Raw genomic sequence first — 24,545 nt, forward strand, 5'->3', positions numbered from 1 at the left:
CCGGAACTTCAAAGCAGGACATAGGGGGTCACTACATGATACAGGGGATCGGAGCAGCAGCGGGGGTTGCTATCGGCAAAGCTTTTGTGCTGCCCGCCTGGGAATGGGATGTGCCGGATCGACGGATGGAAAAGGTGGATCTCGCCAAGGAATTCGAGCGTTTGTACGAAGGCATACGGACGTCCAAAACCGAGATCGAGGGTCTCAAGAACGAAATTAAGGAAACGGTCGGCGCGGAGGAATCGGGCATTTTCGATGCCCATTTGGCCATTCTGGAGGATCCCGTTTTTATGAGTGAAATCCGGGGGATCATCGAACGGCAATACAAGGCGGCGGAGGTGGCCGTCAAGGAAGCGATCGATCATTTTGTCACGATGTTTGATCTGCTGGACGATGAGTATATGAAGGAACGGGCGCTCGACATTAAGGACGTCGGGAACCGGCTGCTTAAGCATTTGCTCGGAACGCCGGACATTACGCTGCCCGCGGATACGCAGCCATATATCCTGGTTGCCAAGGAATTGTCTCCTTCCCAGCTTGTACACCTTAACCCGGACAATGTCCTGGGGATGGTCACGATGGCTGGCGGTAAAACTTCCCATTCCGCCATTATGGCCCGGGCTCTGGGCATACCGCTTGTATCCGGACTTGAGCATAAACTGACGGAACCGGTGCAGACGGGGGATCTGTTGGTCATCGACGGCGACGAGGGGCAGGTATATCTCAATCCTGGTCCGGAAATCGTCAAGCGTTACACCGAAGTCGCCGAGAAGCAGCGGCGCCGGAAGGAACAGCTGCAGCTGCTGGCGGCGGTGGAAGCGGTAACGAAGGACGGCGTCCGCCTGCGTTTGGCCGGGAATATCAGCTCGGTCAAAGATTTGGAGCTGGCGGTGAAATACGGGGCCGAAGGTGTAGGGCTGTTCCGCACGGAGTTTTTGTATATGGACCGGGCCTCGTTCCCGGGCGAAGACGAGCAATTTGAAGTATACCGGCAGGTGGCGGAAAAAGCCGGCGCGCATTCCGTTGTGATCCGGACGCTGGATATCGGCGGCGATAAACAGCTCGAATATTTCGAACTGCCGGAAGAAGACAATCCGGTGCTCGGGTATCGGGCGATCCGCATCAGCCTTGACAGCAAGGAGCTTTTTCAAACCCAACTGACGGCGATTTTGCGTGCCAGCGCATACGGCAACGTGAAAATCCTGTATCCGATGATCTCCTCCCTGGAGGAAATTCGGGCCGCAAACCGGATTTTGGAGGATGCCAAACTGGATTTGCATGCCCGCGGCCTTAGATTTGATCCCGGCGTTCAAGTCGGTGTTATGATTGAGGTTCCGGCGGCGGCGGCCATTGCCGATCTGCTGGCCCAGGAAGCGGACTTTTTCAGCATCGGCACCAATGATCTGGTTCAGTACGTTCTGGCCGTTGACCGGATGAACGAGAAAATCGCGCATATGTATCACCCGTATCACCCTGCCGTTCTCCGCATGTTGAAGCAAACCGTCCAGGCTGCGAAAGAGGCGGGAATTCCGGTAAGCGTCTGCGGCGAAATGGCCGGGGACGAGAGGGCGGTTCCGCTGTGGCTCCATTTGGGGGTCAGCGATTTGAGCATGTCGCCGCAGTCGCTGCTCCGGGTAAAACACCGGATTTTAAATAGTTATGCAGGGGAAAGCCGGGAGGCCGGCGCCGCATGCTACCGCTTGCCGACCAGCAACCAAATCGAAGCCGAGCTCGATCGTTTCGGTTACGAGATGGAGCAGGAACGGCTTGGCAAGTAAGCTCTAATAAGCCCAAAAAGTCCAGTAAAGCGCTCTGCGCTTTACCGGACTTTTTTTAAGATTATAGAAAGTATAATCTTGGCATCGTCATTGGATATATCCAATAGAATTGGAATAAAATTGGTAAATACACCACTTGATTGGATGTTTTCCAATAGACGGTGCTCAGTGGGAGGCAAAACAGGCGGTTTGAGCAAAATCTATTGGATATTTTCCAATGAGAGTTCAAAATGACGTGCGATTTCCGTCAATCTATTGGATTCTTTCCAATTGAACTGCCATTCTCACATTTTATCGCGCGGCCAGCGCATCAACGAAAGCTTTCCCGTACTCCGGCAAATCCGGCGGACGGCGGGCGGAAACGATATGTCCGTCGACGACGACCGGTTCATCTTTCCAGATGGCTCCGGCGTTCTCCATATCATCGCGGATCCCTGGCGTGGACGTCACGGTCACGCCCTTTAAAATCCCGGCGGAGATAAGCACCCAGCCGGCGTGGCAGATTTGGCCGATCGGTTTTTTCGCTTCATGCATCTCGCGGACGATTTGCAGTACTTTCCCGTACCGGCGCAGCTTGTCCGGAGCCCATCCTCCGGGAACAAGGATGCCGTCATAATCAGTGGAATCTATTTCCTCATAGGAAAGCTCGGCTTCGGCCGGCACCCCGTACTTCCCTATGTATTTTTTGCCTTTCTCCGCACCGGCGAGATGGACTTCCGCGCCTTCCTCGCGAACGCGATAGACCGGGTACCAGAGCTCCAAATCCTCAAATTCTTCGTCTACCAAAGCGATAATCTTTTTACCAGTAAGTCTCAAAATCATCTCCTCCTATCATTTGGCGCCCTTGACGAAATTCCCATTCAATATTTTAATTGTATCAAAAATGATGAGTATTTTCATGCCCTGAGGCTCCAAAACGCTTTCCATGGATGGTAAATATAAGTATGTTCTGCTAATGGAAGGAGATACCTCGGGAAGGTCGAATATATATAGTATTCATCGCAGCAACTAAAAATGCAGTAGATTAAGATGAGGTGGGTACCGTGCGAAAGCACTGTCATTGCGGGCAAATGATGAATCTAGGTTTCAGGCTGGTTATTTTTGAAGGAATCTATGAGATCGACCGGGTTCCGATTTATGAATGCGAGGATTGCAGTTATTATGAAGTGCTGCCGGAAGTGAAAACGGATTTAACCGACATGCTGGCCAAGCTTAAGCGGGAGCAGACGGAAGAGCGGATTTATTTTACCGAGCGGAATGAACTGGCCGATTTGATTTTCGGAATTTACCGCCAGTGGAACCGGATGGAGACGTCTTCCTTCGAAGTGCTGCTTGAGCAGCAATGCGAGGAAAAAATCAACCTTTTGCTCGATTTATTCGGCTGCGCGAAGAACCTCGGCGATACGGAGTGGATGGATGATATCTCCAAACGTTTGGCTCAATTGTCCAAATTTATCAAGAATCGTCAGCTTTCTTAAGTAAATTCATTGACATTTTCACGTTTTTTTCATTTCAGGTTGTATTTTTATTTCCCTTTTTGATAATATATCAAAAGAACCTGTGGTAAGTGTTATTGAAAAGGGGATGGAACAATCATGTCCAAGTGGATCAGAATAACTTCGACTGAGCAGCTCCATGAGGCGCTTGAAGCTTCAGCAAGCAAGCCGCTTCTGCTCTTCAAACATAGTACACGCTGTCCGATCAGCGCAGGGGCGCACCGGGAAGCGGAAGCCTTTTTGCACGGCCATCCGCGTGAAGACGTTACATACGGGCTGATATATGTCATTGAAGATCGAGCTGTGTCGAACGAGGCCGCGGAGCGTCTGGGCGTCAAACACGAATCCCCACAGGCTATATTGGTCAAGGACGGACAAGCCGTCTGGCACACCTCCCATTCAAGCATTACACAGGCAGCGCTGCAAGGAATTCTGAAGCTTTGAAGCGTTATCATTGCATAAAGTAGTATTTTGTCGTATCATAAATTTAATTGAAGCTCCGGGACTTTCCCGGATGAACGAGTGAAAATCTATGGCAATGGAGAGAAGAATGTGACGGTTACCATTTACGATGTGGCACGTGAAGCAGGCGTCTCGATGGCCACGGTTTCCCGGGTTGTCAACAACAACCCCAATGTGAAACCGCAGACCCGGAAAAAGGTATACGAAGCGATCGAACGGTTGGGCTACCGTCCAAACGCGGTCGCTCGGGGTCTCGCCAGCAAGAAGACCACCACGGTAGGCGTGGTGATCCCCGATATCTCGAATTCGATTTTTGCGGAAATCGCCCGGGGTATTGAAGATATTGCGAACATGTATCACTATAACATTATTTTATGTAACGCCGACAAGCGGAAGGAGAAGGAAATCCGCGTCATCAATACGCTGCTTGAGAAGCAAGTGGACGGGCTCCTGTTTATGGGCGGCACCGTGACGGACGAGCATATTCAAGCGTTCCAGACGTCATCGGTCCCGATCGTGCTTTGCGCGACGAGCGATGAGAAAGGACAGTATCCGTCGGTGGATATCGACCACGAAGCGGCTGCGTTTGATGCGGTCAGCACGCTGATTCGCCATGGCCACCGGGACATCGCGATGATCAGCGGAACGCTGCAGGATCCGGCCAACGGTTATGCCCGTTTCCAGGGCTACAAGCGTGCGTTGGAAACGGCGGGGATTCAGTACCAGGAAGATTTGGTGCGGATCGGCAACTACCGTTACGAATCCGGCGTGGAAGCGATGAAGTATTTCCTGGGGCTTAAGAAACGTCCTACGGCCATCTTTGCGGCCACGGACGAAATGGCTATCGGCGCGATTCACAGCATTCAGGATGAGGGACTGAAGGTTCCTGACGATTTTTCGATTATCAGCGTTGACAACATCCGCATGGCTTCGATGGTGCGTCCGCAGCTCACGACCGTTGCCCAGCCGATGTATGATTTGGGTGCGGTGGCGATGCGTTTGCTGACCAAACTGATGAAGAAAGAGAACGTGGAGAATCCTCGCGTGATTTTGCCGCATGAGACGATTTTGCGATTGTCGGTCAGCCACGTGTAGTGCGTTTTCTTTGTAGAAAGAGATATAAAACACAGAAAAATATATATGAAAAAGGTTATACGACGGAAAAAGCTCCTTTTTTAAGGAGCTTTTTTGAGTATTTGGGAAATCAAAGGAGTGATAAGCATGGCTAAAACGATTGGTTTGATGGGCGCCATGGACGAAGAAATCGCCCTGCTGCTGGAGCGGGTGGAAAACCAGGAAACGGCCGTTATGGCAGGCATCCGCTTTGTGAAAGGACGGTTGCACGGGAAGGACGTCGTCATCTGCAAATCCGGGGTTGGGAAGGTGAACGCGGCGTTAGCGGTGCAAGTGCTGATCGACCGCTTTGAGGCCGGCGCCATATGGTTTACGGGCGTGGCCGGCGCGGTTCATCCGGATCTGGAAGTTGGCGACATCGTCATCTCGTCTTCCTGCCAGCAGCATGATATGGATGTAAGACCGCTCGGATACCCGCGTGGAACGGTGCCTTATCAGGAAGTGTCCGACTACCCTGCGGACCCGGCGTTCATCCGTTTGGCCGAACAGGCCTGCGCCCGGCTGTGCCGGGATCACAAATACATCGCCGGCCGGGTACTGTCCGGCGATCAATTTATCGCCGACCGCGAGTTCGTCAGCTCGGTGCTGTACGGGGAGATGGAGGGAGCCTGCGTGGAAATGGAAGGCGCCGCGCTTGCGCAGGTCTGCTATATGAACAAAGTGCCGTTTGTCGTCCTGCGTTCCATCTCCGATAAAGCGGACGGATCGGCGGATATGAGCTTCGCCGAATTCACGAAGTTGGCCGCGCGGCGCTCGTTTGAAATTCTGAACGATATGTTGCGGCAGCTATAGATAATCCTGCAATGCAACCGCGAGCGTCTCGCGGTTTTTGGCCGTGATTTCCGCCCGGCGGGGAATGCCGTCCCAACGCGACAGATCGTCCAGCCAGGTGTCCGGGAGCGCAAAGGACGTTTGGTTTTGCCACCGTTTTATCCAGGCTTCCGGGAGTTTGGCATCCGGCTGCAGCGTTAAGGTCTCCTTTAGCGGGTGGCCGCTTATCTCAAGCCAGAGCAGACTCCAGGCGCGCGGAACGACCCGCCAGAAATCGTAGCCGCCTCCGCCGACCGCGGCCCAGCGCCCTTCGCAGTACGTATGGGCAAGCTCGTGCAGGATCTCGGGCATTTGCCGGTAAATCTCCATGCTGCAATGGATATGGGACAACGGGTCTAGGGCATGGGCGTCACAGCCGTGCAGACTGACGATCAGATCAGGACGAAAATGTTCCGCCAGGCGCCGAACGGACTGCTCAAAGCACTCTATCCATGAATCGTCCTCAGTGTACGGCTGCAGGGGAAGATTCATGCAGGCGCCGTAGCCTTGATGCTCCCCGCGCTCCGGCAAAAATCCGGTCCCCGGAAACAGATATTTGCCTGTTTCGTGAATCGAATAGGTGCATACATCCGGGTCCGAATAAAAGCTCCATTGCACCCCATCCCCGTGGTGGACGTCCGTGTCCACGTAAAGCACGCGCGCGCCGTAACGGCGGCGGGCGTAGTCAATTGCCACGGCGGCGTCGTTGTAAACGCAGAAGCCCGCGGCTTTGGAGGGCAGGGCGTGATGCAGCCCGCCGCCCAAATGGAGGGCGTGCGTGCTCGCGCCCGACAGCACCGCTTCGACCGCCGCTACGGTGCCGCCTACGATGCAGGAGGCCGCCTCGTGCATCCCGGCAAAGTACGGCGTGTCTTCATCCAGCAAGCCGTATTGCTCGGCGTGGCTGACCCAGGCTGGATCCGGCGAAGTCCGGCTTAAGTTTTTTACGGCTTCCACATAAGCGGGCTGATGAATCCACAGCAGTTCTTCCTCCGTCGCCGGACGCTGCCGGAGCAAATGACCTGGCTTCAAGGCGCCAAGCTCCTTTAACAAATCCATCGTTAAATCCAACCGGATCGGATGGAACGGGTGCCGGTCATGGAACCTGTATTTCAGCTCTTCTTCGTGATGAATAAATAAAGCGCTTCCAGGCATGGAATCACACGCCTTCCTTATGGATGCTTGCTTAATACATGAAACGCTGCTGAAAACGGATGCGGTCGAATTGTTCCTCGGAGGATAACGGGACCTCCTTGCCGATCCGGACCATCAAGCAATTCGCTGGATGGGAGCATATTTCCGGATCATCGGTCGCGTACCAGACCATATCGACCGTCTTCATGAGCCGTTCCATCATGTTGCGGTAATCCCAAACGCTGAGGCCGCTGTTCTTCAAATCCCAATGCCAGTAATATTCGGTCGTAAACACGATATACCGTTCCATTTGCCCATCCTCGAAAGCGGTCCGGATCATTTTCGAGCCGAGTCCGGCGCTGCGGTATTCATCGGCCACTTCGACGGCTCCCAGCTCGATCAGGTCGGGCATGCACCCCTGAGACCAGCGCTCCAGTTCGTCAGGATAATGAAAAGTGACGTACCCGATAATCGTCGCTTCGCTCCGGGCCAAGATGATCCGTCCTTCCGGGAGAGAGGCGATTTCAACCAAAGCGGCGTGCTGTTCCTTGGGCTTCCGAAAGGCGTCAAGATCCGGATGCATTTGCAACGTTTGGAGATGGGACGGAGTAACAGGACCTTCCACGATAATTTCGTGTTCATGGTAGGGCAGGGTGTGGCGGATATAGGTTTTTTGGTGTTCCATTTTGCCGCCTCCTTTGCACGTTCCCCTAACTTATAACAGAAAAATGAAAAAATGAAAAGTGTAGCCTGTGCCGAAAAACCTGTGATATAATGTTCTCCGACATAAAAATTTCACAATTTGAAACTGCTAACATGGTGGATGATCTTGACAAACGGTCCGGAAGTCTTATTTCTCGTTTCTTACGATCAGAACGGATGCCTACCCGCTAACGAATGCTGAAGTCAAAGATTTACCTCACACTCCTATGTATCCGTTTTCATGAACTTTGATCTACTGTTTTCGTATTTACAAAGATTAAGGAGGATGAAACGATGAGTCAACTGCAAGGGGAAATCATTGCGGCGGGCGTACCGTCGTCCAACATGAACAGCTACGAAGATGCCTATCAAAATTTTGACTGGAGCGATGTGGAGAAGCAGTTCTCCTGGTATGTCACAGGCCGGGTAAACATGGCTTACGAGGCGATCGACCGCCACGTCGATGCCGGCAAGGGAGATAAACCCGCGCTTCTGTTCAGCGATCCGGCCCGGGAGGAGTCCTACACGTATGAGCAGATGCAGGAGCAGACAAACCGGTGCGCCAATGTGCTGCGAAAATACGGGATCGCCAAAGGGGACCGGGTATTCGTATTTATGCCGCGGTCGCCTGAGCTTTATATCAGCGTGCTTGGGATTATCAAGGTGGGGGCCGTAGTGGGCCCATTATTCGAAGCTTTTATGGAGACGGCGGTCAAAGACCGGCTGGAGGACAGCGGAGCGGTAGCGCTCGTCACGACGCCTGAGCTGCTGCCCCGCGTCAAACGGGAGGAGCTGCCGTTGCTTAAAACGATCTTCGTCGTCGGCGACAACGTGGCCGCGGAACCCGGCATCGCCGATTGGAAATCCGAGCTTGCAGCGGCTTCCCCCGAGGCTGAAATCGAATGGGTGAACCGCGAAGACGGACTCATCTTGCATTATACTTCCGGCTCCACCGGCAAGCCTAAAGGCGTTTACCATGTACACAATGCGATGATCCAGCACTATCATACCGGCCATGTGGTGCTCGATCTGAAAGAAGGGGACGTGTACTGGTGCACGGCCGACCCCGGATGGGTTACCGGTACGTCCTACGGTATTTTTGCTCCTTGGCTGCACGGGGTGACCAATGTCGTCCGCGGCGGGCGTTTTAGCCCGGCCGACTGGTATAAAGCGATTGAGAAATATCAAGTGACCGTCTGGTATAGTGCGCCGACCGCTTTTCGGATGCTGATGGGAGCCGGACAGGACATCATCCTGCAATACGACCTGTCTTCGCTGCGCCATGTGTTGTCGGTCGGTGAGCCGCTCAACCCCGAGGTTGTCCGCTGGGGGATGAAGGTATATAACCGCCGGATCCACGATACGTGGTGGATGACCGAGACGGGCGGCCAACTGATCTGCAATTATGCGTCGATGCCAATCAAACCGGGTTCGATGGGAAAACCGGTTCCCGGCATTCAGGCCGCGATCATCGATGATAACGGCAAGGAGCTGCCGCCGTACCGGATGGGCAATTTGGCGATCCGCACCCCATGGCCGTCGATGATGCGGCTGATCTGGAACAACGCGCCGAAATACGAGGAGTACTTCCGGATTCCCGGCTGGTACATTTCCGGGGATACGGCGTATATGGACGAGGACGGGTATTTCTGGTTTCAGGGCCGGATTGACGACGTTATCAACTCGTCCGGCGAACGCGTCGGGCCGTTTGAGGTCGAGAGCAAGCTGGTCGAGCACCCGGCTGTGGCCGAAGCTGGCGTGATTGGCAAGCCTGATCCCGTCCGGGGAGAGATCATCAAGGCGTTTATATCCTTGCGCGAAGGCTTCACGCCTTCCGAGGAGCTGAAGGCGGAAATCGCCAAATTCGTCAAAGAAGGGCTGTCCGCCCACGCAGCGCCGAGGGAAATCGAATTCAAGGACAAACTGCCGAAAACGCGCTCCGGCAAAATTATGCGCCGCGTGCTGAAGGCTTGGGAGCTTAACCTCCCGGCCGGGGATCTATCGACGATTGAGGACTGAATAGGATATGAAAACGCAAGCTGCAAAAAGCCCCTCCGAACAACGCTCGGAGGGGCTTTTCCTTGTTTATCTAGTTTTGGCGCCGCCTATTTGCTGTACTGCACCGGGGACGACGCCGGAGATTCGCCCAGCACGTTCACGGCCGTAACCTTGACCCATAAGGTGCCGGAGTCGGTTTTGAACGAATACTGCGTGTCGGCGGTGGAGCCCACTTTGGAATATGTGCCGTCCGCGGCCTCGGATACGTACACGTTATAGCTTGTGACGAGGTCCAGAGCCGGGTTGGCTTCCCAGCTTACCGTAACCCCTTTCTCGTCCTTTTTTATGCCCACCTGGGCGGGAGAAGCGGGGAGCGAGCCGTCAGTGCCGTTCTCTCCCGCCGTTTCTCCATCTCCAGGCGTTTCGCTGCTGCCGTCCGGAGAAGCATTGCCGCTTGGGTTCATGCCTCCCAACAATCCGATGACCGCGCTAGGCGTGGATTCCTTGCCGGCTACGTCCACGGCCGTGACGTAATAAGAAGTGGCCGGGCCGGGGGAGCTGGAATCGGTGATCGACAAATCGTCGCCGATGAGCGCCGCTTTTCCGGTATATTGGAACTTGGTTCCGTCATCCGAGCGGTACAGACGGTAGCCGACGACGTCTTTTTCGCCGTTTGCGTTAAACGTTACTGTCGCGCCTCCACCGGAAGCCAGGGAGACGCCTTCCGGAGCGGCTGGCGCTTTGCCGTCGTCAGCTCGCGGGTCCGGCTTATACGGCGCGTCCTCGCCGGCATCCCTCGGCATGTAGTAACTCAGCGCTCTGTGGCTGCCCCTCATGACGGAAAACGCGTTCTGCAGCTCCTTCACCAGCTCGGCGATCGGTTTATCGCGGCGAACGACCACTTTTTCGCGCTGCATATCGGACGGCGTCGTTTCCAGGGGCACGTAATTCACCCCATTATAGGTGACGTATTTCGCCCGCACCAGAACGTCTTCCGATTTCGTCGGGACGTATTTGGCGTTGAAAATATCCGTAACCAGCTTGCCGGCCTGCTGCGTCAACTGGGTCGGCAGCTTGCCGCTGTAGCCGGAGACCGTTTTGGTGACGATTCCGTCGGGTTTTGCGAATTCTTTCGTAACAAACAGGTCCGGTTCGTTTTCGGTGACCTCGTTCATGACGAGCGACCATATTTTGCGAGCCCGCGATTTACCGGCATCGGACAGTGTGTTCACCGAATCTCTGTAGCCGATCCATACGCCAAGCGTCACGTCCGGCGAGTAGCCCATAAACCAAACGTCCGCGTAATTTTGCGTGGTTCCGGTCTTGCCGACGACGGGAATTTTTCCGTAGTTTTTAAAATCCCTTTTGATCGAACTGCCCGTCCCGTCCCGAATAACGGTGCGCAGCATATCGGTCATCAAATAAGCGGTTTGCTTGGAAAATACTTGCTGCGGTTCGGTTTCATGTTTGTAAACGACTTTGCCTTTCCCATCAACGATTTTTTCGATCATGTAGGCGTCGACGAATTTTCCGCCATTCGGGATCGCGCTGTAGGCGTTCGTCAGCTCCTCTACGGTAACACCGTATTTTAGACCGCCGAGCACGCCGGTTTGCGCATTATAGTCCTCGTCTTCCAGCGTGGTGATCCCGAGTTTTTTGGCGAAATCCCAGGCTTTGTCGATGCCGACGATGTCGTTGAACACCTTAAGCGCCGGGATGTTGCGGGATTCGTTAAGCGCCGTTCGCGCCGTAACCAGGCCTTTGTAGCCGCCGCTGGAGTTCACGGGAATGTGATACCCTTTTTGGTAATCCCGCAAAATGATCGGCGAATCGTCAATGATGCTGGCCGGTTGAACCAAACCGGCATCAAGCGCTGGCAAATAAGCGGCGATCGGCTTCATCGTGGAGCCCGGCTGCCGTTTCATTTGCGTCGCGTAGTTCATTTGCTCGGTATAGAAATCTCGCCCCTCGATCATACCCAGAATCGCACCGGTATCGTTATCGAGCATCATCGCCGCAACCTGCTCCAGCCCTTTCTTTTCGCTGTATGACGAGAAATTATCCGCATTTTCGGACACTTTGTGCATCGAGTTGTATACCTGTTTATCGATCGTGGTATACACTTTGTATCCACCGGTCAGCAGCTCCTGCCGGGCATCCTCGAGAATTTGCGGGTTGCTTGCCGCCTGTTCCTTGGTCATCTCGGGATTGCGCAGCGTTGCAATTACGATAGCTCCTTGCCGCTCCGTCTCCAGCATCAGATAAGGATAAGTGTCGTAAGCTTTTTTGGTTTGCCGCGCGAGCGAACCTTTCAGATCAAAAGCCAGCGCCTCCTGATACTGGGCGTTGGTGATTTTGTTCTCTTCCAGCATGCGCTGCAGCACGAGCTGCTGGCGCTTCGTCGCTCTCTCAAAAGCGTCTTCGTTAAATTCCCCTTTGCCGTTAAAGGCCGAATAAGAGGAGGGAAGCTGCGGAAGACCGGCCAAATAAGCGGTCTGGGCGATGTTCAGGTCCTCCAGATTGGAGATGTTGAAGATCCCTTTGGCCGCCGCTTTGATCCCGTAAACCTGATATCCGTTTGACCCATTGCCGAAAGGAACTTTGTTCAAATAAGCCGTAATGATTTCTTCTTTGGATAAAAAACGCTCCAGCCGGAGCGCCAGCAGTATTTCCTTGACCTTCCGGTCTTCCGTGCGTTCCAAATTCAGGAAGACACGCCGCGCGAGCTGCTGGGTCAGCGTACTCCCGCCGGTTTGTACGCTCTCATGGAGCAGCCTTTGCTTTACGGCTCGGAGCGTTCCTTTAAAGTCGACCCCGATATGCTCGTTGAAATGATTGTCCTCAATCGCGATCACCGCATCGATGACCGATTGGGGGATTTGCTGGTAAGAAACCGGACGGCGGTCTTCCTCTGAGCGAAGCTGGCCGATCGCCTGCCCGTCGCGGAAATACGCAAAACCCGTCATCTCGTTATAATTGATCTTTCCTTCAATGTCGGAACGCGACCGCACGGGATCGTCCTTGACGATCGAGGAGACGTAACCGAACACGGCGCCCCCCGCAAACAGACCTCCCGCAAATCCAAGGAGAACGAGCCAGCCTAGCGCCGCCCAGATCCAGCGGCCTTTTCTGCGCTGCCGAACCGGTTTGCCGCTCCGTGTCCTGCGCTTTTTTTGCTGGCCGGAGTTGTTTTTGTTATCATGAGCCATCAATGATCCTCCTTTATAACAGCAACATTATAGCATAAAAAAGGTCTATTGGTTGTTTTTTCATCCTATTTGGTATAGAGGTTTGACTTCGTAAACGGGATTATGTTATATAATAATTTAAATGCATATCGTCAAAGGCGTGGAAAGACTTAGTAGAAAGCGGAATCCCGCCGCTCAGAGAATCGGTGGAAGCTGCGAACCGAATGGGTGGATCCCTTTTGAATTACCGTCTGGAGCCGTCCGGGGGAACGCGGCCTTAGCCGCAAGTAGTCCGGTTCCGGGATGACCGTTATAGGAATGAAGTGAAAACCGCTACGTTCGTTTGGTTGCGGCCTGCGGCAGGTAAACAGCGGTTTTAATTAGGGTGGTAACGCGAGCGCTCCTTCTCGTCCCTTGGGACTGGAAGGAGCTTTTTTGCGTTTGGCGGTTGTTTTAAATTTTAGTCTGGAGGAGTGTTTGTCATGAAGTGGGAAGAGTTGACGCCTGAGCAGCAGGCGGAGGTGGAGCGCCAGTTAAAGGTGATTTCCCGGGGGGTAGTCGAGATTGTCCCGGAGGATGAGCTGAGGCAAAAGGTGATGAAATCGGTGGCGACCGGAACGCCGCTGAAGGTTAAGTTGGGTCTTGATCCGTCGGCGCCCGATATTCACGTCGGGCACACGGTCGTGATGCAGAAGCTGCGCCAATTTCAGGAGCTGGGCCATCAGGTCCACCTCATCATCGGGGATTTTACGGGGCGGATCGGCGATCCGACCGGCAAATCGGAAACCCGCAAGCAACTGACCGAGGAAGATGTGCTGCGGAATGCGGAAACGTACCGGAAGCAGATTTTTAAAATTTTGGATGCGGAAAAAACGAAGGTTCATTTCAACTCCGAATGGCTCGCTCCGATGACGTTTGCCGACGTCGTCAAGCTGGCGGCTAAAGTGACGGTAGCCCGGATGCTGGAGCGGGACGACTTCACCAAGCGCTACCAAAGCGGTCAACCGATCAGCATTCACGAATTTTTCTATCCGCTGATGCAGGGGATGGACTCCGTGGCGCTGGAGAGCGATATCGAGCTGGGCGGAACCGATCAGAAGTTCAACCTGTTGATGGGCCGCACGCTGCAGAAGGAATACGGCAAAGATACCCAGATTGCCATCATGACGCCGATTATCGAAGGCCTCGACGGCGTGCAGAAGATGAGCAAAAGCCTCGGCAACTACATCGGCATCGACGAGGAACCGAACGAAATTTACGGCAAAGCGATGTCCGTGCCGGATGAGCTGATGTTGAAATACTACGAGCTTGTGACGGATTTGCCGGACGATGAGCTGGAAGCTCTCGCGGCAGGCCTCAAAGCGGGCAGCGTCCATCCGCGCGATGCGAAGATGAAGCTGGCGTACACGCTGGTCCGGATGTACCATGGCGCAGATGCGGCGAATGCCGCGCAGGAGCATTTCGTAACGGTGTTCCAGCAGCGGGCTTTGCCGGAGGATATCGAAGAGAAGGAAATCCCCGCAGGAGAGCTGGAAGACGGGAAAATTCGCCTGATCAAGCTGCTGACGTTGATCGGCTTCGCTTCCTCGAATGGGGAGGCAAAACGCAGCATTCAGCAAGGGGCGGTTAAACTGAGCGAAGAGAAGTTGACCGACCCGAATGCGGAGATCGCATTGTCCGGCGGAGAAGTGATTCAAGTGGGAAAACGGAAATTCGCGAAGCTGATGGTGAAATAAAGAAAATCCAGCCCATTCGTTTGGAGCACCTGAAGTAAAGATTTACACGTTATAGAAGCGCCGGAGCGAATTTCTCCGGCGTTTTTTTAACCTGCGTATAAAATTTCGGGCATGATAGAGGGCGTTGCGCAGGTAGAGAGGGGAGGAGAAGAGGGACGTGGGGGGCTAAGGGACACCAGAGCCGTTATTTTCGGAAAAACGGAGGATTGCAAAATGCAACGGACACAGAAGACCTTATTTATCTCAAATCGGCCTGGATGAACGGGTTTAGAGCGAAATAGGGCCGCCTGTGTCCGTTAGGCTGGGAAATACCCGGGAAATGGGCGGATAAGGTCGCTGGTGTCCGTTAGAGCAGAGTCCAAAGTTTAGGAAGAGCTTTATAAAAAAAGGCCCCTGGATTTACGAGTCTGGAAGTTAATTATTTAGAAGATGGTTCTACGGATATCATGGCTTTTTGCAATAACGAGCGTATTACTCTTGTGGACGAAAAGTGGAAAGCGGCGGCGGATCGTTGAAATCGCTGCCGGCGGCAATCCAGTCGGGCTCGGCAGCCATGTGCAATACGACCGAAAAAGCGGCAACCCAGGCGCTTTCCCGCGTCGGAGCGAAGGCGAAGGGCAGTCCGAGAATCTACTTTAGTCTCAAGCCGGACACGAAGAAGGTGTATGAATTAGAGTACTCCACCAATAAAGGCAATACTGAGCTTGAAATTGAAGAAACGACCAACCTCTACTGAGCATCGACTTGGGCTATTTGTCCTTATTCAAGGAGTTTGGTAATGGAAGCAAAGAAAACTCGGACGAGGAAGCAAAGGCGAATTTCATTCCTTTGTCATTGAACATTAATGGCAGCGAAGCATGGGGTATTATATTGCCCGCCGCCTCATAAACGAGCCATCCTTACACACGGCCAAACGGCCCAAGTCGGTTTCGACTTGGGCCGTTTGCGTTGCAAATCTTAACGGTTGTAGAACTCGACGATTTGCTTCTCGTCGATGTCTTGCGACAGCTCCGCACGTTCCGGCAAACGGATCAGTTTGCCTTCCATAGCGGTGTCATTGTACTCCAGGTAAGCCGGAAGATGCGAGCGGTTCTCCAAAGCTTCCTTCACGGAAGAAAGGCCGCGGCTTCTTTCACGCAGGCTGATCAAGTCGCCAATGCTAACGCGGTAAGAAGCGATGTCCACCTTCTTGCCGTTGACGGTTACGTGGCCGTGGGCTACCAACTGGCGCGCACCTGCGCGGGAATTGGCGAAGCCCAGACGGTAAACGAGGTTGTCCAAACGGCTTTCGAGCAGGAACATGAAGTTTTCGCCGGCGATACCGGGCAGTTTTTGCGCTTTCTCGAACAGGGTGCGGAATTGCTTCTCGCCCAAGCCGTACATATGGCGCAATTTTTGTTTCTCGAGCAGCTGTGCGCCGTAGTTGCTTATTTTTCTGCGTTGGTTAGCGCCATGTTGTCCCGGAGGGAATGGGCGTTTCAAATCTTTGCCTGTACCGCTCAAGGAAATGCCAAGGCGGCGGCTGAGTTTAAACTTAGGACCAGTGTAACGTGCCATTGTATAGGTAGACTCCTTTTTGTTTGAAATTTCGTGTAGGGTTCTACTTATGCGGGTTTTGTTTGTTGAACGTAGGATAGATAATAATTACGCTCACTGACAAGAAAGTTCAGCCGCTGTCTTGTCAGCAACAAAAACCGAGAGGGTGCTCGCATGCGTTACGCCCTAATCAAGACTCTATCCAGTCTTTATCAACAATATATATTATATGAATCGGATGCCTAAAGTCAAGAAGAGGATTTTGTTTTAAAAGCTGTTTTTTTGTCGATAGGGCTTTTGGCCTAAAAATTTGGTGCAAAACGACGTGGAAGATAGTAAAATACAGTTAGCAAACAAGAACGGTTAAAGCAGAGGGAGGCAGCCGACAACCTCTATAAAGGAGTTTTCCTATGGCAGACCAATCCCGAGGATATCCTACGTTGAACATGAACATCTCTTCAATGCTGCCGCGCCCGGAACAGGAAGACAATTACGCAGATTGGCTGCAGCAGCTGGATATTACCGCTTACGATTACCCCTATATTGAACCGGTCATTTTACAAGCGTACAGGGATTTATGCAAAAATGTTTCCGAAATCGCCGAGTGGGGCCAGGCCCGCTTTTTTGTGGCGCACCATGACGGAGAGGTGATGATTTCCGGAACGGAGGAGGACGAGCCTTCCGAGGAGGGGAGAGACATCTCTTATGTTGCCGGAATCATTTCCCGCTGCATTGAGGCTGCAGGTCCTGCGGTTATTCCGCACGGAAGATTTGTCTATGCGGCGGCCCCCGTCGTGACGCGGAGCGAAGGCGAAAGGTTCGCCGTGTTCGGCTGCCGGCTGCCGAATACCCCCGATTATGAAGGGTCAGGCGCCAAGCTGTTTATCCGTGCGGCTGCGTTGCAATTCCGGACATGCTTTTACAAAGTTTTTGAAGCCTTGTTCATCGCGGACATGCTGCTCGTTCAGCAGCGCGCCAAACGCGAGGAGCATCGCCGCTCGAAGCTGTTTCAGGTCGTGCAGAAGCTTCACGACAAAATCGATGTCGATTCCGTCCTGTCGGAAGTGTTTGAAAGAGTATCGGGCATGTACCCGGAGGCCAAGCTTGAACTCTTGATGTCCCAGGACGACTTAAGCCGCGATCCGCGAGTAAAGCTGCTGCAACTGCAGGGACCTGAAGAGCAGTTTTGTGTCAAAGCGTTTATGGAAGGGCAAATGCTTAGCCGGAAGCTGCATGGCTCCAGTGGGGAGCAATTGCTCGAAATCGCCGCCCCGCTCGGCGGAAAGCAAGGGGTATACGGCGTGTTTCGCCTGTTGATTCGGCGCGATCTGATCGATGAGTTCGATCTGCAGCTCATCGGCATGCTGGCGGATACCGCCGGCGTCGCCTTTGAAAACGCCAAGCTGTACCAGCAGTCCAATTTGCTGATCAATGAACTGCGGCTGATCAACGAACTAACCAAGCGGCTGAATCAAAGCTTGAGGTTGAAAGAGGTTTTCCAGTTTGCCAGCGACGAGCTGCTTTCCATTTTCCAGGCGGAGTACTGCTGCATTTCCCAGCTTCATAAAGAAACAGGTACGTTCGAAGTGATGTCCACGAATGTGCCCAGTCTGTCGAAACTTACTTTTCCGGATACTTACGGTTTTTGCGGTTTGGTGTGTTCCACGCAGGAACCGATTATTTTGTCGGATTATCAAGTATACGGCAAAGTATCCTCCAAGATGATGGAAGAGACAAAAGCGCGCTCGCTGATTGCCGCTCCTTTGATCGTCCGGGGAGAAGTGAACGGGGCGATTATGCTGGCTCACCGGGAGGAGCGGTATTTTTCCTACGACAATTACAAATTGCTGCAGGTTCTTTCTTCGCATATCGGTTTGGCTATCGCCAACGCCCTGCTGCATGCCGAGGTGCGCAGAATGGCCAACAGAGACATGCTGACCGGACTTTACGCGCGCCACTACGTGGATGACGCCATCCAGCAATTTCAGAAAAAAGACAGCAACGGTTCGTTGATCATCGTCGACATCGATCAGTTTAAACAGGTCAACGACACGTATGGGCATCAGACCGGGGATAAAATCCTTCAGCAGGTATGCACGATCGTCAAAAGCTCGATCCGTAAAACGGATATCGCCGCCCGTTGGGGAGGCGAAGAACTGGCCATATATTTGCCGGGGGCCGACGCAGAAAACGCCTATCGAGTGGCGGAAACGATTCGGCTCCGCGCCGCGATGGATACCGATCCCGCCGTCACGGTGTCGTGCGGCATTGCCGAATGGGCTCAGGGAGACGGGAAGGTCAGCGTAGAATCGCTTTTTTATGAGGCCGACATGGCCCTCTACAAAGCCAAAAATAACGGGAGAAATCAGACGCAGCTTGGGTAAAAGGTGTTCCGCAAAGGCGGCAAGTCCGCGAACGGAACACCTTTTTCTTTGCGCATAGATTTCCCGCGCCGGAGGCACGATATTGCCGAATGCAAATTTTGAATCCGCCGCAGACTAGCAGCGGTGAATTTCAAAGACGAGAGGCGCGGAAAGCATATGCTGGAACAAGCTAGGGGTTATCGGAGACTGATCTGGATATTTTTGCTTGCGGCCGTTTTGTCCGCCTGCGGCGAGCCGAAAACCGGCGCTCAATGGTTTGACTTTACCTGGTCCGGGCTGGCGGGCTGGGACGCCCTGACCTTCCGCGGGCTTGCTTCGCTTCAGCGGGGAGAACACAGCATGCCGGAGGAGAGCATCAGCTACACGGGGCAGCTTAATAATCATCGCGAACTTAGCATGAGGGCGAAATCATCGGCCCAGGGCGCCAAGAATCGTTTTCGAGCGGCCGGACTGACCGCCGCTTCAGGATACGAGGCGAAGCTCCGCCTGGAGAACGGAAGCTGGGTGCTGCAGGCGGATCAAAGCAACGCCCTCCTGCATGGAATGAACCGCCTGAACCCGCTCGATCAATTGGAGGATATCCGCTTTGCCGTCAAGAAGAAAATTACGCTGGAAAGCGGAGCCGCGCGCGGAACCAAAGTGCTGAGGATCGAAATGGACCCTGATGAAGCCGGAATTCGTTTGAAAGATGAGCTTTTGGCGGAGATGAGCCTGCTGGGGGCGAACCTGGACAGCAAGCTGGCAGCCGTTTCTCCAAGCCGGAGAAATGAAGTGCGAACACGGCTTTCGTCCATCTTGTCGTCGGGCCACGAGCAATTGCTCGGGAGGCTTGAGAGCATGAAGGCGAACGTGGTTTACCATCTGACGATCAACCGCAAAACCGGGCTGCCTTCCCGCTTGACCTCGGAGACCAGGCTGAAATATTTAACGCCGCAGGGACAACCCCGGCAGGAAGTGCTGCGTACGGACAACAGGTTCGAGAATTATAAGTAGACTTGGGGCGGGCTGACTTCCTGCGGCAGCCGTGCTACAATAGTAGAAGAATTAACCATTGGTTAACACGCGGGTTCCTTGAGCGTGCGTTCGTGCGAAGGGAAGTCCGCTCCATTTTTGAGGAGGGAAAGCCATATGCGAGATCCTAGAATACAAAAGCTGGCGGAAAACCTGGTCGGTTACTCCATAAATGTCCAGCCTGGAGAAAATGTGCTGGTTGAAATGATCGGCGAAGAGCGCGACTTGTTAAAGGCGGTTATTGAAGAGGTCGGAAAAAGGGGCGGAAACGCGTTTGTCGAAATTACCGACCGCACCGTTCAGCGGATGCAGTTGAAATACGCCACCGAGGAAAGCATGAAGACGTGGGCGGAATACGACTTGAAGCGGATGGAGATGATGGACTGCTATATCGGGATTCGGGCGGGTTCCAATGTCAACGATATGTCCGATGTGCCTGAAGACAAAATGAAGCTATACAATGCGCTTTATTCCCATCCCGTACATAGCGAGCAGCGGGTCAAGAAGACCAAGTGGGTCGTGCTTCGTTATCCGAACGCCAGCATGGCTCAATTGGCCAATACAAGCACGGAAGCTTTTGAAGATTTTTATTTCAACGTCTGCAACCTTGATTACGCCAAAATGGACCGGGCCCAGGACGCGCTGGCCGATCTGATGAAGCGCACGGATAAGGTACGTATTGCCGGCCCGGGAACGGATCTTGCTTTTTCAATCAAAAACATCGGCGCCGAGAAATGCTCCGGCCAGAAAAACATTCCGGACGGCGAAGTGTACACCGCCCCGGTGCGCGATTCCGTGAACGGGACGATTAGCTACAACGCGGCGACGCTGTACAACGGAGTTACGTTCGAAAACATCAAATTCCGTTTTGAAAACGGCAAAATCGTTGAAGCGACCAGCAACGATACGAAACGCTTAAACGAAATTCTCGATTCCGACGAAGGGGCAAGATATATCGGGGAATTTGCGATCGGCTTCAACCCGTACATCCTGCATCCGATGAAGGATATTCTGTTTGACGAAAAAATCGCCGGCAGCCTGCATTTTACTCCGGGCCAGGCCTATGATGAAACGGATAACGGCAACCGTTCGGCGATCCATTGGGATCTGGTGCTGATTCAACGTCCGGATTACGGCGGCGGGGAAATTTATTTCGACGACGTGCTGATCCGTAAAGACGGTATTTTCGTGCTTCCGGAGCTTGCGGCGCTAAATCCGGAAAACTTGAAATAACGAGGAAAATCCTTGCTTGGAAAGCGGATTCAATGTATGATTAAAGTATGTTATTTTCAATGTTAATCACGGAGGGATCTCAATGGCCACGAACAATGAAGCGGTAGTTGAAATTGCCCAAGCGGCGGGCAAGTTTACTTCTTCCATCGTGCTCCAAGCTGACAACAAGTACATCGACGTTAAAAGTATCCTCGGCCTTTTCACCACACTCGTGAATACGAAGAGCTATGAGCTTCACGTTCATGGACCGGACGCCGATGAAGCTAAGAAAGCGATGAGCGAAGTTTTCGCCAAGCACGGCTTAAGCGTAAAATTGGTAGAAGATTAATCGAAAAGCGGAAGACACTCCAGTCGTTTTGGCCGGGGTGTCTTTTTACGAGGATAGAGTTTGTTTCCCGCAGGTTCTTGTATTGGCCCTCGATTTCGTCTAATATTAGGAATAGAGTAGCTGTGAAAGGAACATTGGACATAGGGGGGAAGAAGCATGACTTCATCTGAGTTGCAGGAGCAACTGAACCTGAAGGCACTTAATCTTCTGCAGGAAGATGCAGATAAAATAGAGAAGCTGATCGAAGTACAGATGGAGAACTTGGCCACACGTTACTGCCCTCTCTATGAGGAAGTGCTGGACACCCAGATGTATGGGTTTTCGAGGCAGGTGGATTACGCGATACGTGTCGGACTGATTGAGGAAATGGTAGGCAAACAAATTTTAAGCAGACTGGAACGGAATCTTGCCTCGCTTTATGAAGCCATGAACGGGAAAAAGTGACCTGCAGGTCAGGCATGTATATAGCTCATAAGACAAAATGCAAGCGTATGACTCGGAAATTTTCGGCCATACGCTTGTTTTGTTTTTTATACGAGGTAAAAAGAGACGCCGAGAATCGCGTATACGGCCAGCAGCAGCATTCCTTCGTACCAGTTGGTTTGGCCGTCCTGCGTAATCGATTTGGCGATAAATACGGATACGCCGATCGCCGCCAGTTCGATGACCGTAAACACGATATCCATCGGCCGTCCGAACAGATGGCTGACGAAGATCAGCACCGGGGCGACAAACAGGGCGATCTGCAAGCTGCTGCCGACGGCAATCTCCACGGCCGCTCCGATTTTGTTTTTCATGGCGAGCATGATGGCGGCGCTGTGTTCGGCCGCGTTGCCTATGATCGCAACGACGAAGGCGCCGACGAAAAGTTCGCTAAGCCCGAACTTGGCCGAGAAGGTGTCCAGCGTGTGCACCAGCCATTCGCTGACGAACGCGACCATAACGGTCGCTAGAATCAGATACAGGATCGATTGACCCCTGGACCAGGCCGGATCATGTTCGTGCTCGCCCGGCAGCTCATCGCCCTTTTCGGTAATATCGGCCAAATAGCTTTTGTGGGTAATCATGGAGAAAATGAGCCAGAGCAAATAGGCGACGATGAGGATGCCGGCGACGACCAGGCTTAACGTGGTACGGTCCTCTTCATGAAGTACATGGGTTTGCAGAAATACCGCCGGGATAAACAAAGCGATGATCGCCACGATCATGAGTGACCCGCTCATGCCCGCCAAGGCCAGGTTGTATTTTTGCACCTTGTACTTCAGACCGCCCGCAAGCAGGCTTGCTCCCAACACGAGCAGCAGATTGCCGATGATCGATCCGGTAATGCTGGCCTTCACCATATCGAACAGGCCCTCCCTGACGAGGAAAATGGCGATAATCAGCTCGGCGGCATTGCCGAAGGTGGCGTTCAGAAAACCGCCGAGGCGTTGCCCAGCGTAATGGGCGACGTTTTCCGTCGCTTTTCCCAGAAATCCGGCCACAAAAATAACGGCGATCGCGGAAATGATGAACTCCAGCGTTGCCGGCCAATGCGCAAAATGCCCGATGGCACTTAGTGCAAAGAAAAGTATGAGCAAGAATGGTGTTAAGTACTTTCGCATAGTACACCTCAAATTGTAGTAAATTGTCAGATCTGAATGATCAATTCTTCCTAAATATAACCAATAACGTGAAAATTATAAATCAAAAATAATTAGCCGGTCTACATTTGCTTTAAAGCGACTTACCATTTACAATGAAATTAATGAGGTTGAAGGAGGTATGACCATGACCGAACAACTGCAGTTAGATAATGGGCTAATTCGGATTGCGGATGACGTCGTTGCGAAAATTGCCGGAATGGCCGCCCTGGAAACACCGGGAATTGCAGCGATGTCCGGCGGGCTGTCCGAGGGCTGGGCGAAACGGTTAAGCGGCAAAAATGTGCAAAAAGGCGTCACGGTGGAAGTCGGTCAATTGGAGGCGGCGATTGATCTAAGGATTATCGTCCTTTACGAAACGCCGATTCACGAGGTATGCCGGATGCTTCAGCAAAATGTCCGTGAAGCGGTAGAGACGATGACGGGGCTTAAAATTGTGGAAGTGAATGTGAAAGTCGAAGGCGTAGCGTTTAAAGATGACGAAATGTAATCGATCTTTGACCTTCTGCAGTAATATAAGTGCGTGAGCTCTGCAACATCAGCTGGCATAGCAAAAGGGGTTGTCCCGAAGCAGTTTCGCTGCTTGGGCAACCCCTTTTTTTAGATATCAGAAAGTGTAAGTTTCGGAGCCTCGGCTTCCTGATATCGCAAGAAAAACTACCGCTGAACGCGGTCTGTCTTCTTTGAGAGTACGTCGATAAACGTTTTTCTTATGTGTGAGACAGATTTAAATCTGACGCCGGTTTCGAAAATCGTATACGGCCGATTCCCTGACGACGACCGATTTGGTCCGCTCCTGCTTTGCCGGAAGCGTTGATTCGCGCGAGATGCTCAGCACGATGCCCATGGCCATCATCATCGACAGCAGGGACGAGCCCCCGGAGCTGATGAACGGCAGCGTTACCCCGGTCATGGGGATGGTATTTGTGACCCCGCCGATATTGATGAAAGCCTGAATGGCGATCAGCCCCATAATGCCGACGCCGGTCAACGTGCCGAACGTGCTTTGGCAGCGCAGCGAAATGAGCAGGCCTCGCCAAATAAAATAAATGTAAAACAGGAGGAACAGCAATGTGCCGATAAAACCGAACTCTTCGCCAATCACGGAAAAAATAAAATCGTTATATGCGTTGGGCAGATAATGCAGTTTTTGGATGCCTTGCCCGAAGCCGGTTCCCGCAGGTCCCCCGTGCCCGATGGCTGTGAGCGATTGGAGCAGATTATAGCCGTTTCCCAGGGGATCCTTCGTCGGATCCAGATAAGCCTGAATCCGGCCCACCTTGTAGTTAACCTGGTCTGTCGCGGATTCGCTGGGGTGAATTTTGTCCCATAGCGCTCCGGCGGCCAGCACAATGCTGGCTCCAAGCACGAGCAGTCCGATCGAACCGAGGATGTGCTTCAGGTTCGCGCCCCCGGCGAAAATAATCAGACCGGAAGTGGCGACGAGAATCATGCAGGAGCCAAAGTCGGGCTGCAGCATGATCAAACCGGCGACAAAGCCGACGATGACCATGACCGGGATGTACCCGGTCCTTAAATCCCGGAAACGTTCGCCTTTTTTCGATATCAGGGCAGCCAGGTATAAAATCGTCGTGATTTTGGCCAGCTCCGTCGGTTGAATGCCCAGCGTACCGATGGCGAACCAACTGGTCGCCCCGTTTCTTTTGTCGCCGACAATGGGTACGAGAACAAGCATCAAAATAGCCAAAATAAACACGGGCACAAACAGTTTTTTGTATTTGTCATAACGGATGTTCATCGTCACGAACATGAAAACCAGGCCGAGACAGGCAAAGATGATCTGCCGTTTCGTAAAATACATGGGATCGTTTCCAAATTTTGCGTCGATCAGCGTAATGCTGGAACTGGAGCTGAAGACCATGATGATCCCGAACCCCACCAGCAGCAGGGTGAGAATAAGCAATTGAAAATCCGGGGCCCCGCGTCTGGGTTTATCCGCTACGTCTCTCAT

At 53.0% G+C, this 24,545-nt stretch carries 21 protein-coding genes and 1 other annotated feature; of the genes, 14 read left to right on the plus strand and 7 right to left on the minus strand.

Going from position 1 to position 24,545, the window contains the following annotated elements; genetic code table 11:
• Positions 1 to 35 precede the first annotated feature (35 nt).
• Positions 36 to 1,778: a phosphoenolpyruvate--protein phosphotransferase gene (gene ptsP / locus ACLD72_RS19660; protein ID WP_410997570.1), complete on the plus strand. Its 1,743-nt coding sequence runs from the start codon at positions 36 to 38 to the stop codon at positions 1,776 to 1,778.
• A gap of 291 nt (positions 1,779 to 2,069) precedes the next feature.
• Here the strand turns inward: ptsP and ACLD72_RS19665 are convergent, their stop codons facing one another.
• A complete protein-coding gene (locus ACLD72_RS19665; RefSeq protein ID WP_410997838.1) occupies positions 2,070 to 2,597 on the minus strand; it encodes a type 1 glutamine amidotransferase domain-containing protein in 528 nt (175 codons plus the stop codon).
• A 251-nt stretch (positions 2,598 to 2,848) separates the two neighbouring features.
• Here ACLD72_RS19665 and ACLD72_RS19670 point away from each other — a divergent pair, with 251 nt between their 5' ends.
• The 4 genes from ACLD72_RS19670 (at position 2,849) to ACLD72_RS19685 (ending at position 5,662) form a co-directional block, all read left to right on the plus strand.
• Positions 2,849 to 3,256, plus strand: a complete 408-nt coding sequence (locus ACLD72_RS19670; RefSeq protein WP_458476118.1) for a hypothetical protein — start codon at positions 2,849 to 2,851, stop codon at positions 3,254 to 3,256.
• 117 nt (positions 3,257 to 3,373) lie between these two features.
• A complete protein-coding gene (gene ytxJ, locus ACLD72_RS19675; protein ID WP_410997574.1) occupies positions 3,374 to 3,718 on the plus strand; it encodes a bacillithiol system redox-active protein YtxJ in 345 nt (114 codons plus the stop codon).
• 108 nt (positions 3,719 to 3,826) lie between these two features.
• Positions 3,827 to 4,831: a catabolite control protein A gene (gene ccpA, locus ACLD72_RS19680; RefSeq protein ID WP_036621529.1), complete on the plus strand. Its 1,005-nt coding sequence runs from the start codon at positions 3,827 to 3,829 to the stop codon at positions 4,829 to 4,831.
• 126 nt (positions 4,832 to 4,957) lie between these two features.
• Positions 4,958 to 5,662 (plus strand): 5'-methylthioadenosine/adenosylhomocysteine nucleosidase, encoded by a 705-nt coding sequence (locus ACLD72_RS19685; RefSeq protein WP_410997840.1) that lies wholly within the window; start codon positions 4,958 to 4,960, stop codon positions 5,660 to 5,662.
• Here ACLD72_RS19685 and ACLD72_RS19690 read toward each other — a convergent pair.
• Complete coding sequence (locus ACLD72_RS19690) at positions 5,657 to 6,835, minus strand: acetoin utilization protein AcuC (RefSeq protein WP_410997576.1); 1,179 nt, start codon at positions 6,833 to 6,835, stop codon at positions 5,657 to 5,659. The genes ACLD72_RS19685 and ACLD72_RS19690 overlap by 6 nt on opposite strands.
• Positions 6,836 to 6,866: 31 nt before the next feature.
• Positions 6,867 to 7,499 (minus strand): GNAT family N-acetyltransferase, encoded by a 633-nt coding sequence (locus ACLD72_RS19695; protein WP_251586832.1) that lies wholly within the window; start codon positions 7,497 to 7,499, stop codon positions 6,867 to 6,869.
• Between the two features lie 311 nt (positions 7,500 to 7,810).
• Between ACLD72_RS19695 and acsA the strand changes: the two genes are divergently transcribed.
• A complete protein-coding gene (gene acsA / locus ACLD72_RS19700; protein WP_410997578.1) occupies positions 7,811 to 9,535 on the plus strand; it encodes an acetate--CoA ligase in 1,725 nt (574 codons plus the stop codon).
• Positions 9,536 to 9,621: 86 nt separating this feature from the next.
• Here acsA and ACLD72_RS19705 read toward each other — a convergent pair whose 3' ends face one another.
• Entirely contained in the window at positions 9,622 to 12,723 is a 3,102-nt protein-coding gene (locus tag ACLD72_RS19705; protein ID WP_410997580.1) for a transglycosylase domain-containing protein, read from the minus strand.
• A 131-nt stretch (positions 12,724 to 12,854) separates the two neighbouring features.
• Positions 12,855 to 13,120, plus strand: a binding site (T-box leader).
• 64 nt (positions 13,121 to 13,184) lie between these two features.
• Between ACLD72_RS19705 and tyrS the strand changes: the two genes are divergently transcribed.
• Positions 13,185 to 14,438 carry a tyrosine--tRNA ligase gene (gene tyrS / locus ACLD72_RS19710; protein WP_410997582.1) on the plus strand — a complete coding sequence of 418 codons (1,254 nt, stop codon included), beginning with the start codon at positions 13,185 to 13,187 and terminating at the stop codon, positions 14,436 to 14,438.
• Between the two features lie 511 nt (positions 14,439 to 14,949).
• The gene (locus tag ACLD72_RS19715) at positions 14,950 to 15,174 is read left to right on the plus strand and encodes a hypothetical protein (RefSeq protein ID WP_410997584.1); all 225 of its coding nucleotides are present in this window, start codon (positions 14,950 to 14,952) and stop codon (positions 15,172 to 15,174) included.
• Between the two features lie 221 nt (positions 15,175 to 15,395).
• Here ACLD72_RS19715 and rpsD read toward each other — a convergent pair whose 3' ends face one another.
• Positions 15,396 to 15,995: a 30S ribosomal protein S4 gene (gene rpsD, locus ACLD72_RS19720; protein ID WP_251586824.1), complete on the minus strand. Its 600-nt coding sequence runs from the start codon at positions 15,993 to 15,995 to the stop codon at positions 15,396 to 15,398.
• A 389-nt stretch (positions 15,996 to 16,384) separates the two neighbouring features.
• Here rpsD and ACLD72_RS19725 point away from each other — a divergent pair, with 389 nt between their 5' ends.
• The 5 genes from ACLD72_RS19725 to ACLD72_RS19745 all read left to right on the plus strand — a co-directional run bounded on the left by ACLD72_RS19725 (position 16,385) and on the right by ACLD72_RS19745 (position 21,374).
• Complete coding sequence (locus ACLD72_RS19725) at positions 16,385 to 18,358, plus strand: diguanylate cyclase (protein ID WP_410997586.1); 1,974 nt, start codon at positions 16,385 to 16,387, stop codon at positions 18,356 to 18,358.
• A 156-nt stretch (positions 18,359 to 18,514) separates the two neighbouring features.
• A complete protein-coding gene (locus ACLD72_RS19730; protein ID WP_410997588.1) occupies positions 18,515 to 19,351 on the plus strand; it encodes a hypothetical protein in 837 nt (278 codons plus the stop codon).
• 135 nt (positions 19,352 to 19,486) lie between these two features.
• The gene (locus ACLD72_RS19735) at positions 19,487 to 20,602 is read left to right on the plus strand and encodes an aminopeptidase (RefSeq protein ID WP_251586818.1); all 1,116 of its coding nucleotides are present in this window, start codon (positions 19,487 to 19,489) and stop codon (positions 20,600 to 20,602) included.
• Between the two features lie 82 nt (positions 20,603 to 20,684).
• Positions 20,685 to 20,930: an HPr family phosphocarrier protein gene (locus tag ACLD72_RS19740; RefSeq protein ID WP_251586816.1), complete on the plus strand. Its 246-nt coding sequence runs from the start codon at positions 20,685 to 20,687 to the stop codon at positions 20,928 to 20,930.
• A gap of 156 nt (positions 20,931 to 21,086) precedes the next feature.
• Complete coding sequence (locus tag ACLD72_RS19745) at positions 21,087 to 21,374, plus strand: DUF1507 family protein (RefSeq protein ID WP_410997590.1); 288 nt, start codon at positions 21,087 to 21,089, stop codon at positions 21,372 to 21,374.
• Between the two features lie 86 nt (positions 21,375 to 21,460).
• Here the strand turns inward: ACLD72_RS19745 and cax are convergent, their stop codons facing one another.
• A complete protein-coding gene (gene cax / locus ACLD72_RS19750) occupies positions 21,461 to 22,534 on the minus strand; it encodes a calcium/proton exchanger (protein WP_410997592.1) in 1,074 nt (357 codons plus the stop codon).
• A gap of 166 nt (positions 22,535 to 22,700) precedes the next feature.
• On the opposite strand from cax, the gene ACLD72_RS19755 reads away from it, so the two are divergent.
• The gene (locus tag ACLD72_RS19755; protein WP_251586810.1) at positions 22,701 to 23,063 is read left to right on the plus strand and encodes an Asp23/Gls24 family envelope stress response protein; all 363 of its coding nucleotides are present in this window, start codon (positions 22,701 to 22,703) and stop codon (positions 23,061 to 23,063) included.
• Positions 23,064 to 23,300: 237 nt separating this feature from the next.
• Here the strand turns inward: ACLD72_RS19755 and ftsW are convergent, their stop codons facing one another.
• Positions 23,301 to 24,545: a putative lipid II flippase FtsW gene (ftsW, locus tag ACLD72_RS19760; RefSeq protein ID WP_410997594.1), complete on the minus strand. Its 1,245-nt coding sequence runs from the start codon at positions 24,543 to 24,545 to the stop codon at positions 23,301 to 23,303.

The organism is Paenibacillus lacisediminis, assembly GCF_046567315.2.